This is a genomic window from uncultured Chitinophaga sp., assembly GCF_937898475.1.
GTDB lineage: Bacteria > Bacteroidota > Bacteroidia > Chitinophagales > Chitinophagaceae > Chitinophaga.
The window spans coordinates 51,104-65,824 of sequence record NZ_CALEJS010000016.1 but is presented as its reverse complement, the minus strand read 5'-3'; the positions used below and the strand labels follow the sequence as shown (position 1 = coordinate 65,824).

Annotated in this window: 16 protein-coding genes; 9 read left to right on the top strand and 7 right to left on the bottom strand. The window is 39.9% G+C overall.

Going from position 1 to position 14,721, the window contains the following annotated elements; all coding sequences use genetic code 11:
* The first annotated feature begins 739 nt into the window (after positions 1–739).
* Positions 740–2,257 carry an SIR2 family protein gene (locus tag Q0577_RS10150; protein WP_298735630.1) on the top strand — a complete coding sequence of 506 codons (1,518 nt, stop codon included), beginning with the start codon at positions 740–742 and terminating at the stop codon, positions 2,255–2,257.
* A 307-nt stretch (positions 2,258–2,564) separates the two neighbouring features.
* On the opposite strand, the gene Q0577_RS10145 is transcribed toward Q0577_RS10150, so the two are convergent.
* A complete protein-coding gene (locus Q0577_RS10145; RefSeq protein ID WP_298735628.1) occupies positions 2,565–3,461 on the bottom strand; it encodes a helix-turn-helix domain-containing protein in 897 nt (298 codons plus the stop codon).
* 156 nt (positions 3,462–3,617) lie between these two features.
* Between Q0577_RS10145 and Q0577_RS10140 the strand changes: the two genes are divergently transcribed.
* The 8 genes from Q0577_RS10140 to Q0577_RS10105 all read left to right on the top strand — a co-directional run bounded on the left by Q0577_RS10140 (position 3,618) and on the right by Q0577_RS10105 (position 10,142).
* Positions 3,618–4,472 carry an aldo/keto reductase gene (locus Q0577_RS10140; RefSeq protein ID WP_298735626.1) on the top strand — a complete coding sequence of 285 codons (855 nt, stop codon included), beginning with the start codon at positions 3,618–3,620 and terminating at the stop codon, positions 4,470–4,472.
* A 21-nt stretch (positions 4,473–4,493) separates the two neighbouring features.
* Complete coding sequence (locus Q0577_RS10135) at positions 4,494–5,477, top strand: aldo/keto reductase (RefSeq protein ID WP_298735624.1); 984 nt, start codon at positions 4,494–4,496, stop codon at positions 5,475–5,477.
* Positions 5,478–5,504: 27 nt separating this feature from the next.
* A complete protein-coding gene (locus Q0577_RS10130; RefSeq protein ID WP_298735622.1) occupies positions 5,505–6,605 on the top strand; it encodes an alpha/beta fold hydrolase in 1,101 nt (366 codons plus the stop codon).
* Positions 6,606–6,637: 32 nt separating this feature from the next.
* Complete coding sequence (locus tag Q0577_RS10125; protein WP_298735620.1) at positions 6,638–7,165, top strand: nuclear transport factor 2 family protein; 528 nt, start codon at positions 6,638–6,640, stop codon at positions 7,163–7,165.
* An 87-nt stretch (positions 7,166–7,252) separates the two neighbouring features.
* The gene (locus tag Q0577_RS10120) at positions 7,253–7,780 is read left to right on the top strand and encodes a flavodoxin (RefSeq protein ID WP_298735618.1); all 528 of its coding nucleotides are present in this window, start codon (positions 7,253–7,255) and stop codon (positions 7,778–7,780) included.
* Between the two features lie 8 nt (positions 7,781–7,788).
* Positions 7,789–8,532: a carboxymuconolactone decarboxylase family protein gene (locus tag Q0577_RS10115; protein ID WP_298735616.1), complete on the top strand. Its 744-nt coding sequence runs from the start codon at positions 7,789–7,791 to the stop codon at positions 8,530–8,532.
* A gap of 17 nt (positions 8,533–8,549) precedes the next feature.
* The gene (locus Q0577_RS10110; RefSeq protein WP_298735613.1) at positions 8,550–9,650 is read left to right on the top strand and encodes an alpha/beta hydrolase; all 1,101 of its coding nucleotides are present in this window, start codon (positions 8,550–8,552) and stop codon (positions 9,648–9,650) included.
* Between the two features lie 12 nt (positions 9,651–9,662).
* A complete protein-coding gene (locus tag Q0577_RS10105; RefSeq protein WP_298735611.1) occupies positions 9,663–10,142 on the top strand; it encodes a cupin domain-containing protein in 480 nt (159 codons plus the stop codon).
* 36 nt (positions 10,143–10,178) lie between these two features.
* On the opposite strand, the gene Q0577_RS10100 is transcribed toward Q0577_RS10105, so the two are convergent.
* Genes Q0577_RS10100 through traK form a run of 6 tightly spaced genes read right to left on the bottom strand, consistent with a single transcriptional unit; the run spans position 10,179 to position 14,659 of the window.
* Positions 10,179–10,484, bottom strand: a complete 306-nt coding sequence (locus Q0577_RS10100) for a hypothetical protein (protein ID WP_298735610.1) — start codon at positions 10,482–10,484, stop codon at positions 10,179–10,181.
* Positions 10,481–11,395: a hypothetical protein gene (locus Q0577_RS10095; protein WP_298735609.1), complete on the bottom strand. Its 915-nt coding sequence runs from the start codon at positions 11,393–11,395 to the stop codon at positions 10,481–10,483. The genes Q0577_RS10100 and Q0577_RS10095 overlap by 4 nt, the downstream gene beginning before the upstream one ends.
* Position 11,396: 1 nt before the next feature.
* Complete coding sequence (traN, locus tag Q0577_RS10090; RefSeq protein ID WP_298735608.1) at positions 11,397–12,239, bottom strand: conjugative transposon protein TraN; 843 nt, start codon at positions 12,237–12,239, stop codon at positions 11,397–11,399.
* Between the two features lie 24 nt (positions 12,240–12,263).
* A complete protein-coding gene (gene traM, locus Q0577_RS10085; protein ID WP_298735607.1) occupies positions 12,264–13,577 on the bottom strand; it encodes a conjugative transposon protein TraM in 1,314 nt (437 codons plus the stop codon).
* Between the two features lie 5 nt (positions 13,578–13,582).
* A complete protein-coding gene (locus Q0577_RS10080) occupies positions 13,583–14,044 on the bottom strand; it encodes a hypothetical protein (protein WP_298735606.1) in 462 nt (153 codons plus the stop codon).
* Positions 14,045–14,053: 9 nt separating this feature from the next.
* Positions 14,054–14,659, bottom strand: coding sequence for a conjugative transposon protein TraK (traK, locus tag Q0577_RS10075; protein ID WP_298735605.1), 606 nt, complete (start codon positions 14,657–14,659; stop codon positions 14,054–14,056).
* Positions 14,660–14,721 lie beyond the last annotated feature (62 nt).

The window sequence follows — 14,721 nt, the reverse complement described above, 5'->3', positions numbered from 1 at the left end:
CCTGTAACCGAAAGGGATTTAATTAACATGATCCAAATATTACAGCGATACTCCATAAACCGTCAAATCCGGCCTTCTATAATTGATTTGTATTTTCTTATTGAGGGTAGACAAAAGGATGCTGCTAAGTATGTTAATTCCGAATTTTATAAATAAGAAGAGGTACGAGAATAAAAAAGCCTTCAAATAAAATGACTTGGAGACTTTTAACTTTGTCGGTGACCTACAAGGTATGTTTTTCGAACTTTTTTATGGAGGATTTGAAGCGATTAGCAGGCGTTGTTGTTTGGTAACTAGCTGGACATGGGCTTCCTTCCGTTTCTTAATATTACATATTTAAAAAATGAAGCTTTCAACAGTTTTTTTTCTTTTTTAAAGATGTAAAATTGCAGTAAATGGTTATATTTAATATGTTTTTTAATAGTCCTTATACTAATATTTAACCTTCAAACTATTGAGGGTAAATATTAACAACCCCGTGTCGGATAATCAATGGCAAATGATATAAAGAAAATTTCACATTAATCTTACTTTCTGGCTGCCGGACATGACTACAAAACTTTATGGGTAATGATGAGGAAACAAGTGAAATGCATCTTATAGCTGCTAATAGTGCCTGGTCTGTATACAGCATTGAGTCTTTAGGCAGATTCACGTGATAAGAGGGCGTGAAGATAGCGGGAAGTTAGGGTAAGGCTAAGCGCCAATACCATAAAAAAATATACCTAAAACCAGAAAAATGATAATCGACGAAATCTTGACAAATTTTGAAGGCGGTGGACAACATAACTTTTATTCATTCGAAACTTTCATACTAAATCTCTTAAAATATCATATTGAACAACAAGGAAACAAATTTGTGCTTGTTGAGAATATTAGAGGCTTGGGGGATGCTTATGCGGAAGATGGATTTGATAGTTTTAAAGGGAAAACACTTATTGAGATTAGGTTTTCACTTGACAGAATCCCTTCCAGAATATTTATTGACCAATTAGTTTCCCGACTTACAAAGAGCGAAAAGTATGAAGAATTTGAGAATTTCTTGATTATTAGTTATAAGCCAGTATCAGCGCGTTTTAAAGCTAGATTAATCGAGGAAGTATCAAAGGTTAATGAAAGATTAAAGGTTGTAATTTGGGGACCCGAAGAAATAAACAAAATTGTCAGCAAGCATAAAAAACATGCAACAACTATTGCGAGTAATCTTTTTTCTTTGAGATTAGAAACAGCAGTTTCAAAAGAAACAGGCGATTGGGAGAAAGAAAGGGAAGAACGAATTGGCTTACTTATAGATTTTTATGAAAGGGGGCAGTTTGCATTATTTCTTGGGGCAGGAGTGTCAAGTAGTGCAGGGATGCCAGACTGGAATACCTTGCTTAATTCTTTATTTGTTTCCTATCTAACAAAAGAGTTTACTACAAACACAAACATAAGTGACGAAGATATAAAACAAATTGTAATAAGGTTAAATGAGATTGACGAGCCATCAGCATTAATGGCGGCACGTTATCTTCGAAAAGGATTGTCTAAAGAGGCATCAGAGGCTAGAGAGTTTACAAATATAATTACAGATAACCTTTATAAGCTTAGAAATACACAAAGAGACTTAAACTCAGCTTTGATCGTCTCAATAGCAAATCTCTGTATGCCCAGAAGGACCGGCGCGAAAGTGCGTTCGGTTATAACTTACAACTTTGATGATTTAATTGAAAGAGGACTTCAATTAAAATCTATTCAGCACCGTTCTATTTACACTGACAATGAGGCCTATGATCCAGATGAATTGCCGATTTATCACGTACACGGTTTTCTTCCAGAAGATGTTAAAACATACGAAAGACTTGAAAAAAGTACGTTAGTCTTTTCTGAAGAAGGTTATCACCAAATTTATACAGAAGCTTATCATTGGAGTAACTTAGTTCAGCTAACAAATTTGAGGGAAAACAACTGTCTTATGATTGGCCTCTCAATGACTGACCCCAACCTAAGAAGGCTTCTTGATATTTCAGCAAGAAATCTTGATAGGCCTAAACATTTTGCATTTATGCGAAGAATGACACTTGATATGTTTGTTTATTCCAGTGGTAAAGATGGTGGCGATGGGCAGGTTATAAAGAATACTAAAGGCGCAGAACAGTTTTTAAATAGGCATCATAAGCTAAATGAAGAAATAATGAAGGAATTGGGAGTTTCAATTATCTGGTTCAACGACTTTGATGAGATACCACAAATTCTGAGTAGGATAAATGGGAAATAACTTTTGGCAATTCAAGACTGGGGAGACCTCAAATTCTCCAAAAACCAAAGGGCTCCAACCATCACCGTTGGAACCCTTTACCTAGAAGTGAACCCTATGGTACAAAACTCGAACCTTTTTATCTTCGACCTGCGTAAATTAGCAGAGATAAGCTAACATCTCAATAAATAGGTTAAAATAACATCGCATAATTCAATTTTACAGTTAACTACACATAAGTAAATATTCCGAATTACAATTGTAAATATTGCCAGTTCGAGCTGGCAATATTCTTTTAAGTTAATTTGGAACCTTATTATATATATATTTAATTTAACCTTTTGTATTCATTTGGTGTCACCCCGGTTTTTTGTTTAAACAGACGTGTGAAATGCGCCGGATATTTAAACCCTAATTCTCCGGCGACCTGGCTAACCGATTTGTTCACATTAAATATTCTTTCTTTAGCGATGTCTATTATCTTAGCCTGGATATACTCCTGCGCAGTCTTCCCTGTCTCCTTCTTTATGAGATCTCCAAAATAGTTCGCAGACAAATTTAACTCACCGGCACAGTATGCAACTGACGGCAATCCCAGATTCTGTGATTTGTCAGATTCAAAATAATCGTTAAGCAATTGCTCGAACCTTTCCAGTACCCCTTTATAAACGTGCTCCCGTGTGATAAACTGCCGGTCATAAAATCTTACGCAATAATCAAGCAACAATTCAATGTTTGAGGCAATTAACTTTCTACTGTGTTTATCTACCGCATGTTGTAATTCATAGTCAATTTTTAACAAACAGTCCATCACGATTTGCCTCTCCCGTTCGGATAAATGCAATGCCTCCCGCGTATCATATGAAAAAAATGTATATTCATTTATACGGCGACCCAGTGATGTACCATGTATTAAATCCGGGTGGAATACCAGCGCGTACCCTTTGGGCTGGTACATATCGCCATTGCTGTTTACCCCTACTACCTGTCCGGGAGCCAAAAACACAAGTGTACCCTCTTGATAATCATAGGTATTTCGTCCATAGGTAATATCGCCACACTTGACATCTTTCAGAAAAATGGTATAAAATCCAAAATACATGCGGGAACCGCTCCTGGGACTAGCCTTTGAAAGGTTTACCACGCTAACCAAAGGATGCAAAGTTTCGTTATTATTAAAAGCGTTATACTCGCTAATATTATTGAATTTCAATATATTATCCATAAACAACCCTTATATTTGTTTGTTAAAATTACAACATAATCAGACTGTTTTCCGCATGAGTTCCTCGCTTCAGTAATAATGGTAATAAGACCCGTAATCAGTATAAGCATTCTGCGAAAAATGTGACTCACCTTTGTAAAGTCAAAGTATACTACTATGAAAAAAGTAACATTAAACAACGGAATAGAGATGCCCATCTTAGGCTTCGGCGTATTTCAAATACCTGACGCCAACGAATGTGAGCAAGCGGTATTAAATGCAATAGACACGGGCTACAGGTTAATTGACACTGCCGCTTCTTATATGAATGAAGCGGCAGTAGGAACTGCTATTAAAAATAGTGGTATCTCCAGAGACGAATTGTTTATTACTACAAAACTTTGGGTACAGGACACTGGATATGAAAAAACAAAAGTAGCCTTTCAGAAATCCATCGAAAGATTGCAGATGGATTATTTAGACTTATACCTTATTCATCAACCTTACGGAGATGTATTCGGCTCGTGGAGAGCGATGCAGGAACTTTATCATGAAGGGAAGATTAAGGCAATTGGAGTAGCCAACTTTCATCCTGACAGAATGATAGATTTGATTGTAAACAGTGGTTTTACACCTGCGGTAAATCAAATTGAAACGCACCCTTTCCATCAGCAAATAGCCACACAGCAATTCTTACGGGACAACAATGTACAAATACAATCCTGGGGGCCATTTGCCGAAGGAAAAAATAACATTTTTAAAAATGAAGTGTTATCAGGTATCGGCGCAAAATATAATAAATCGGTTGCGCAGGTAATCCTTCGATGGTTAACGCAAAGAGGCATTATTGCCATCCCTAAATCAGTAAGAAAGGAAAGAATGGTAGAAAACTTCAACATTTTTGATTTTGAACTTTCTACAGAAGATATGCAGTCTATTGTTGCTTTAGATACCAGTGCAAGCCTTTTCTTTGATCACAGAGACCCGGAAAGAGTAAAATGGATTAGCGAAAGGAAGTTAAATCTACAATAATTTGATATTAAAATATTAATGATGAGAAAGAGATTATTAGGGAATAGTGGCTTAGAAGTATCCGCATTGGGCTTGGGTTGCATGGGTTTAAGTTTCGGATATGGAAAGCCGACAGAAAAAAGCGAAGCAATCAAACTATTGCGTTCCGCTTATGAACAGGGTATTACGTTCTTCGATACCGCAGAAGCCTATGGCCCTTTCGCCAACGAAGAACTCTTAGGCGAAGCCCTGGCACCATTCCGCAGTAAAATTGTCATTGCAACCAAATTTGGGTTTAAAGAAGGTAAGCCCGACCTGGGGATGGATAGCCGCCCCGCAACAATCAAAGCCGTTGCGGAAGCTGCATTAAAAAGACTGAAAACCGACTACATTGATTTGTTCTACCAGCACCGCGTTGATCCCAATGTACCTATTGAAGAAGTGGCCGGCACGGTAAAAGAATTAATAAAAGAGGGTAAAGTAAAACATTTCGGTTTGTCTGAAGCTGGTGTAGCAACCATACGCAAGGCACACTTGGTACAGCCTGTTACTGCGTTGCAAAGTGAGTATTCTATGTTTTTCCGTGAACCTGAAAAAGAAATTATACCAACATTGGAAGAATTGGGGATTGGATTTGTTCCATTCAGTCCTTTGGGAAAAGGCTTTTTGACGGGGGCAATAACAAAAGACACAAAGTTTGATAACGATGATTTCAGGAGTATTGTGCCTCGCTTCCAACCTGAAAACATTGTGGCTAATCAGGGACTGGTTGACCTGGTAACTACAATTGCACAACATAATAATGCTACTCCGGCCCAAGTGGCATTGTCTTGGCTGCTGGCACAAAAACCCTGGATAGTTCCCATACCTGGAACAACCAAATTGCAACGTTTGCAGGAAAACATTGGTGGGGCAAACCTTTCTTTGTCCGCAGATGAATTGGACAGCATTAATGCCGCGTTGGCAACAATCAAAATTTCTGGCGAACGATATCCGGCACAATTGCAAGCGCGAGTTGGCAAATAATATAAAATAATAAATAATTATCCTAAAATGAGTATACAAATCAAGTCCAGCAATCAAAAATACAGTAATATATCGCCAAATGTCCTGTTGATGTGCGTTGTCATGGTGATAATGTCATCCTGTGCTACAACAAAAGAAAACAGGGGGGATAATTTGGTTATCAAAAATCAGGGGGCATTTTCGGCAGGCGGTACGGTAATCAAAAGCGAGGGTACATTTGATCCTCTCAAACCGTGGAATGAAGCACAGGGCGGACAAACACGGCACGGAGACCATGCTGATGTGTTTTACCAAATTCCTGCAAATGCCAAACACAATTCAATGGTGTTTCTCCACGGCTACGGACAATCCAGGCGCAGTTGGCAAACTACTGCTGACGGACGAGAAGGCTTTGCCGATATCTTTTTGCGAAAGGGTTACGGGGTATATCTCGTTGACCAACCTGGGCGCGGTGAAGCTGGACAGACCACAAAGCCAATACAAATCACGGCAACACCCGATGACCAAACCTGGTTTACACAATTCCGTATTGGGCAAGCTCCGAATTTCTACGACGGCATTCAGTTTCCAAAAGACAGTTTATCTCTGGATAAATTTTTCCGTATGATGACCCCTAACACTGGCAATGTAGATGAAGCAACAATTGTGAACGCTATGTCGGCAGTATTTGATAGATCGGGAGATGGTATTCTGTTTACGCATTCCGCCGGTGGTGCGCCGGGTTGGAAAACTGCCATTAAAAACAGTCGTGTTAAAGCGATTATTGCTATTGAACCCGGTGGATTTGTTTTTCCAGAAGGTGAAGCTCCCAAAGGCAATCGTGGCGGATCAGGCATACCACTTGAAGAGTTTAAGAAGCTGACTAGAATTCCCATCGTTGTATATTATGGCGACAACATTCCAAATGAAGAAACCAATGCAGCCTCACTAAACTTTTGGCGTAGTGTGCTTACCACAGCAAGGCAATGGGCAAAAGTGGTAAATGCGCACGGTGGCGATGCAACTGTTGTTCACTTACCCGAAATAGGTATAAAAGGGAATACGCATTTCATCATGTCAGATTTAAACAATAAGGAAATAGCAAGCCTGCTCGCAAAATGGTTAAAAGAAAAAGAATTGGATAAATAACGTAATTAATTAAACCTATAAAAAATATCTGTATGAAAGCATTTATTCTGGGACTATTTTTATTGACTATAAGTGTACAATCTTCCGACGCACAACAACCGCCAACTGAAACAATCAAGACTGCCACGAATAATACACCTGAACAGCAGGAACTTATCAGTCTTTCAAAAAAGAAATGGAATTGGATGGCGGATAAGAATGTAGATTCTTTAAATGCACTGTTTGATGACAAATCCATGTTTGTTCATATGGGAGGAAGCTGGGGCAAACAGCCTGAACTTAATACCATAAAAACCGGAGGCATTTGGTATAAGAAGGCGGAGGTATATTCTGCTATTGTGAATATTATTGGCAACACTGCCATACTATTAAATGACATTGATCTGGAAGCAGTGGTTGGCGGCAATACCGTTACCAATCCTTTTATGGTAACTGAAGTGTATGTCAGAGAAAACGGAATATGGAAAATGGGGTCACTCACGTTTTCACGGTTACTCCGTCCAGTGAAAACGAGCAACAGCAATAATAACCAGCAGCCCCCTGCTGCTTCAAAGCAATAACAAATGAAATTTGAAATAAAACGTGCTATTGTATGCTGCCTAATAATAGGTTTATCCATATCGTCGGGTTGTTCAAAGGCTCAATCTATGTCATCCAAGAAAATATTGATTGTGTATTTATCCCGAACCAACAACACGAAGACAATAGCCCAGATCATTCACAAAAATATAGGGGGGACTTTAGTCGCGTTGGAGTTGCAGACACCATATCCCGAAAATTATCAGGCAACTGTAAATCAGGTATCCAATGAAAATGCAACAGGATTTTTACCCCCTCTCAAGACAAAGATTGACAGCATTGAAAAATATGACGTGGTGTTCGTGGGCTTTCCAACCTGGGGAATGCAGTTGCCACCTCCTGTGAAAAGTTTTTTACGCCAGTACGATTTAAGCGGTAAAAAGGTAATTCCGTTCAATACAAATGGCGGGTATGGTATTGGCAGTAGCTTTGAAACCGTAAAAGAACTATGTCAGAACAGCGAAATATTAGATGGATTTACTATCAAAGGCGGTTCGGAAAGGGATGGAATATTACTTGCCCTTACAGGCGACAAACAGGCAAACGCAGAAACAGAAGTGAAAAAATGGCTGCGTAAAATCAAAATATTGCAATAAAACAGCGTATGAAAAAAAGGAAAGTAAATATAGTCACTGGGTTACTAATTACAATATGTTGTTTTGCCAATAGTCTGAAAGCGCAAGACAATAAGAGTACAAATCAGAGATTAAGTCCAAAGGAACAATGCATCATATCTATTTCAGCACTAACTGCAAAAGGTGATTTGTCAAAACTGAAAGCGGAGCTGTCCGTTGGGCTTGAAGCAGGACTAACAGTCAATCAGATCAAGGAAAACCTTGTTCATGTTTATGCCTATGCGGGGTTTCCCCGTAGTATACGGGGATTACAAACGTTTATAACTGTGCTGGAGGAACGGAGGGCCAAAGGCATAAATGACATAATGGGTGCTGAAGCATCTCCAATAAATGATGAACGTACCAAATATGATCGGGGCAAATCCATCTTGGACACACTTTTAGGCACGCCGCAAAGCGGGCCACAAACTGGCTATTCGGCATTTGCACCCATTATCGAAATATTTCTAAAAGAGCATCTATTTGCTGACATTTTTGAAAGAGATGTATTGAGCTACACCGAAAGAGAACTGGCTACGATTTCTGTGCTTGCTAGTATCGGCGGTGTTGAGCCTATGCTAAAATCTCATTTGCGAATTTGTCTGAATCTAGGCTTAACGGCGGCGCAGCTTCGGCAGTTCGTGGGTGTCATCAAAGCATCCATTGGCAAGAAAGAAGCAAAGGTCGTACAACAGGTATTGGACGAAGTGCTGAAAAAAAATACTTTAAAGTGATCTAAAATAAGTGTACAATGAAAAAGTTATCATCAACAATCGCATTAATAACCTCATTGATAGCAACAGATAATTTAGCAAACGCACAATCTGATCAAAAAGGGCATCAATCAAATCCCTATACATTGGTATATCATGGAGCTATCACGAAAAATGAGAAAGGAAAAGTAAATATCCATCCTGTGAAATATAAATTGAACGGTATTGAAATCGCTGCAAATATATACACACCGGCAAATTACGATTCATCTATGAAATACCCCGCGATAGCGGTAGCTCATCCCAACGGAGGAATTAAAGAGCAGACTGCGGGACTATATGCACAGCGGTTGGCAGAAGCTGGCTTTATAACCATTGCTGCCGACGCGGCGTATCAAGGAGCTAGTGGAGGAGAGCCTCGACATACCGATAAACCTTTCTTCCGTGTTGAAGATATTCATGGTATGGCAGATTTTATCTCTCAGTATCCAGGTGTTGATGCGAATCGCTTAGGGATTTTTGGCATCTGTGGTGGTGGCGGATATACTTTAAAAGCAGCTCAATCTGACAAACGCTTTAAGGCAGTGGCAACTCTAAGTATGTTCAATTCCGGTGAGGTAAGACGTAACGGTTTTCAGAACTCTCAATTAAACACTATTCAGGAACGATTAAAACAAGCTGCGAACGCCCGCGAACAGGAAAAAGCAAGTGGTAGACCCACAGAGAGTGCACAGGAAGAAGCAGGTGGGAAAATTCCCTTTTCAGGTGTCGCAAGCATAACTGACGAAGAAATCGCTAAAACCTCCACCGACCTATATCGTGAAGGATATGAATACTATTACCGAACCCATGCACATCCTAACTCCACTTTTCTATATACCACAAGCAGCCTGATGGATCTAATGACTTGGGACGCTACCGACCAGATCGAATTAATTACCCAACCTTTGCTAATGATAGCCGGAAGCAAAGCCGATACAAAATACATGACTGATGAGGCATTCTCGAAAGCAATCAATGCAAGAAACAAGGAATTGTTCCTTATCGAAGGCGCTACGCATATACAAACTTACTGGAAACCAGAATTTGTATCACAGACTGTAAATAAATTGGTGATTTTTTATAAAACTAATCTCTAAACTGACAGAAAAATGAACCATAAAGCAAATCACATTCTACTCCCTTTAATTGTTCTGATCTCAGCCTGTAACAACAATCAACAAATGGACAAAATAGAACCGAAGATGGTTGTTTTTCCGAAAGGAGAAAAAATTACCAATACAAATTTTACAGGGACAGCCTATCTGAAACCGTTGGTGGAAGTGGATAGCCTTAATTCTATATCTGTTGGCAGTGTAACCTTTGACCCGGGAGCAAGGAGCAAATGGCATATGCATCCGGCAGGCCAAATATTGTTGGCAATTGACGGCGTTGGGTACTATCAGGAAAAAGGAAAACCTAAACAAATACTCCATAAAGGAGATGCCATAAAGTGTCCTCCGAATATACCGCATTGGCATGGTGCCAGCGCAGACACCCCTTTTGTCCAGATTGCTATAACGGGAAGAGAAAAGGGTGAAACGGTTTGGCTTGAAAAGGTAACCGATAAAGAATACCAGAGTATACAATAATGGAGCAGGTTGTTGCCTGCTCCATTATAACTAGGCTTATTTTCGTTCATTTCCGATTGGCCGCAATGTAATCAGGCTTGCTACATCTGGCCTATATGATGGATTCATCTTTATGTAACCCCATTCCTTCAAATCCTTCATGCAATAAAAATAAATCCTTTGTGACCGAATTTTGGCCTGCTCTCGTAATTGGGCAGAAAAAACCTGTACTGGATTTATACACCCTTGCCGGTAAAAGAAATAGAGGATTGCCAGCATAAGGCTTACGTGTTTTGGCCCCATCTTCGGATCTTCACCTACCATATCCATGAAGTCAGCGATATAATTCTCGAATGCCATCATCCCGCTCCCTGTTTTTGCCTTTTTCTCTCAGTTTTTTTTTCACCACTTTCCTGCTGCTGGCTTTTCTTTGTCGATTGCTTCTTCCCGTCCGCCGGTTTCTCCGTCTGTTTATTTGTCTGCTTATTCTCCACTGTTGTCTTTTGCTGTTGCTCTTGCTGCCGCTGCTTCAGTTTTTGTCCCAAATCTTCACTAATAAATCCTTTTTCAATCTGTTGATCGAGAGGTACAGGCTTTTTATCCAGATCAAGGAGTACAAGGCTTCCCGACCTGATACCCGGTGTAACATAAAGTTCTTCATGTTGTCCGTCTTTATTAAGGAATTTTTCCTTTTGAAGATTGCCTCGTTCCAGGGATTCCTTCAACGCACCTTTATACACTACTGAATACTCATCTATCACCTTGCCCAAGTTGTATCCATATGCCTTGTCAAACCGCTCCGAGTTATAATTGCCATTCTGCAATTTCTCTTTTGGCTTAATCCTTTCCCACGAATCACTTTTAGAATGGTGAACTGGTCTGCCTTGCAGAAAGTTAAAGGCCATCTTATACGTAAAGTTGTCCTTAACCTTTTGCCCGCCCTCATCATCTTTTTTATGATTCATAAAGAATGTGTGGGTTCTCGATTCTCCACTACCGTCCTTTTGAGCGGACATGGTGAACTTATTTAGAAAATAGTCGCCTGTAGTTGCCGACTTCCTCAGATGAAAAACCGTATCGCTTTTTCCATCCTCATACTGCTTAGAGTAATTGTGTTCAATAGACGGATGCCCTTCTTTCATCTTCCGAATTAAATCATCGTTATACGCTTCCTTCATACCAATAAGCATAAAGTGCTTTTGCGTAAGGTTGCTATCATTTCCTTCCATAAAAATAAAATTTAATGTTTCAGGAAAAGCTGCATTATCAGCCATTTCATTTAATCAGTTGCCGAGCCTTCAGCAATACCTTATGCTTGATCTTCAAAATCAGCGTCCTACCGCCATTCACTTCACCAACCTGAATAAGCAAGTCTTGATTTCTAGGGATTGTAAAAGATGGGAAGGCTAAGACAACACTAACAGCTTTATTACCAGTAACACCTTCCTGATCGCTAACAAAACTGGGCACCATCACCTTTTCCTGAATAGCAGTTTTCTTCGCCTTCTTTCTATCTTTTACAATAAATTTTATGTAATCTGGCGTGTAGGTAATAAGTGAATTATTGTGAATAGCAAGTTTGAAGAACATTGTGTTCTCTCGCATGTAGATACTTTCCAGTGCAAGTGTTATCATCTGTTCGGAAACCCGCTTTCGCAAGAAGTTGCGATTTTGCTTTACCTCCGAGCTTATCAATCTGTAAAATTCCTTGTCATGCTCTGTTCCTTTAATCAATACGCCTCGCCCGTCATCACCAACTTTGTAAAACCGCAGATTCAAAACAGAAGGTTCTTCTGAATAATTCAACAGGAAGGAATACAGTCTACCGTCAGCAGTAATTACGGAAAGATTCGTTTCCGAAAAATTGGCGCTGGCGGCTTTTACCTGTAATACATTTTCCGCTCCCTTCGCCTTCTGTGCCATTATAGAACTACTACCACGATCAACACTTTTGATTTCATAGGGAAAGATGAGGTTACTCGTTTGGTTGAGGCTAACCCATAACATATAAGGGGCTATCTCCTTTGCCCTTATTTCAGGATGATCGTTTACATCCTGAGCGTTGGCAGTAACTAAAAGAATACAACTCACAATCCATGCAACACATAACCTTTTCATATTCTCTCTTTTTTTGTTTAATAATTATCGGTTCTTAACATTATTATCAACCAGCAGCACATCATAACCACTTCGGATGTTTACCTTGACTACTTTCATTTTCCGTCCAACTAACGACTTTGCCGCTTGAATACCGGCGTTTGCTGCCTGCGCCCCTATACTTGGATCAAGGCTGGCTATACTCAGACTTTGAATTGCCTGATCAGTTGTTTGCTTTGTAACCTCAGTTGCCATATTCGCATTTACATCAACTCCCATGATCCCATCCATATCATATACACTGAGATCAACCGGCAGAATATTATTCCCGGATTGAATTGTAGTGATGTTGATTACAAACCGACCCTCAGCTAATTTACCTTTGCCCCAAACGAACGAATTTTTTGGAACACGAACACCCGCCACATATATTTCTTCCAAAAGTCGAAGCTGAACTTTTGAACCATCCATTACTTCCTTCGATTCAGCAATGACAGCACGCACAGTATTTTGCTTCACTTCACTCTGTTCATCTTCCAGTGAATAGAATTTATTTAAGGTGCCATTTCGGGCTGCCCTCAATGAATCCAGGAATGAATTTTTCTTACTGGTATCGGCTTCCATCAGTGATACCACATCATCCTCCCGCGAGGTCTTTACTGTAAATACTTGACTTCTGTTCACTTCAGACATCTCCTGTATTCGATCTTTTACACGGTCAGGGTGCTGTATATCGAGTATCTTTTCCAAAACACCCGAAATTTGCTCCATCTGCTTATCTGGCTTGTCCTCGCTCATTTCCTTCATCATCGCTTCGAGCCGGTCAATGCCTTGAACTTCAACTTTGTCCTTCGGATTATCAAGGGCATTAGGATATACCTGATGCTTTGCTGAACTGCGGTTAAGCTCATCATTTATAGCCGCTATCTTCCGGTAAACTTTTTCCTCATTTTCATCTCTCCCTGACCCTGTAATACTATACCGATCCGTCCTATACGTCCTTTCGCCACCGAAACCATTACCTGATGTATCCATGCTAAAAATATTTTCATGCACAGCAGGCGGCGTGTAGTACGGATCTTTCTCCTTCAGAGTACGCAACTTTGCCGAATCCTTATCAGCCATTTCGTAGTACATGAGCTTATTCCAACTGCTGTCAGCAGACGCTTTTGCTCCCGGCAAATCGGTATTAATGCCCTGCACTTTAACGTCTGCAATCACCTTCTTACCATCTCTACTGATTACACCGAATGATGATAGTAGAATTGTTAAAAAAGGAAGTACCAGAATAGGCATCACCATCAGAAACTGTTTTTGTTTTCGCAGCTTTTCATTTACTGCACTTTCCTCATTTTTCATACAACTCATTTTTTATTTTCCAATGCTTCTATTTGCGCAAGGCTATCGATTAGTCCGGGCCTTGCCGCCACAATGCTATCATAGACTGCCTTTCCTGCCATATCAGCTTTCAGACTATCGAGATATTTGCGGAACCGCCGAATCCTCCCTGTCATATAAACAGGCTCGGTTTCATAGTCCTTTGTGTCAGGAGAGATCACATTCCTGGGCTGATAGATTGGCTGTACCCGAATACGGCTATCTGAATAACTCGCCGCATTTATCAGTACCAATGCAGTAACTGAAACGTAACACAGAATGAATACCACCAGCACTACCTTAACCCTGAAAGCAGACCAGCCTGCCACCTTTCTATTCAGATAATCTGCATAGCGTCTTTGATAACCTTCTACCTTGACGGAGCAACGCTCGAAAAGAGCGTGAACGATAGAAGTACGCCCGGTCTTACGCTTAAATATTTTCCACATAAAAAACGTTTAACGCTCTACTGTATTCAAATCTCTATTTTCCAACGTTGCCCATCTTTCGATCAAGAACCCATGCGAATTATTATCACTTCTGGAAATATTCCGTATAAAGCCTTCCGTTATTAAAGTGCGAGTGACGATACTCGTAGCGCGAATAATCCTCTGGTGTCCGTAGCACCGGAAGTAATAGGGATATTGATCTACATTAACAGAAACGCTATCCACCTCTATCTTCTGGGAAATATTGCCTGAAATAATGTTATTATAATAACCGCTTTCTTTTAAGTTCTCATATTGCCTCTTTGCGGAAACATCAGCCATATACAATGCACGTACAATGTTATTCTTGATAACTGTTTCGTCCGGGTCTAACGTAAAAAAGTAGAAATGAAACATCTTGACGTGATCCCGGATTTCTACAGGAATGTTGTCTTTCTTTTCGCTGGCAAACGCTTCCAGAATTTTTCCATTTGCCAAAACATAAATTCTATCCTGCGTCTTTGATGCCAGCAACATGGATTTATATATAGTGAATCCACATAAACAGAAAGACAGCAGAATAATAACCATTGTAAATAACCGGACATGCGAAAATGCACCCTGAATACTTTTCATTTTTTGAAACATACACGCTCACTTTTCTTTCAACACTTTGTTTCAAGCCATCATTTACCAAG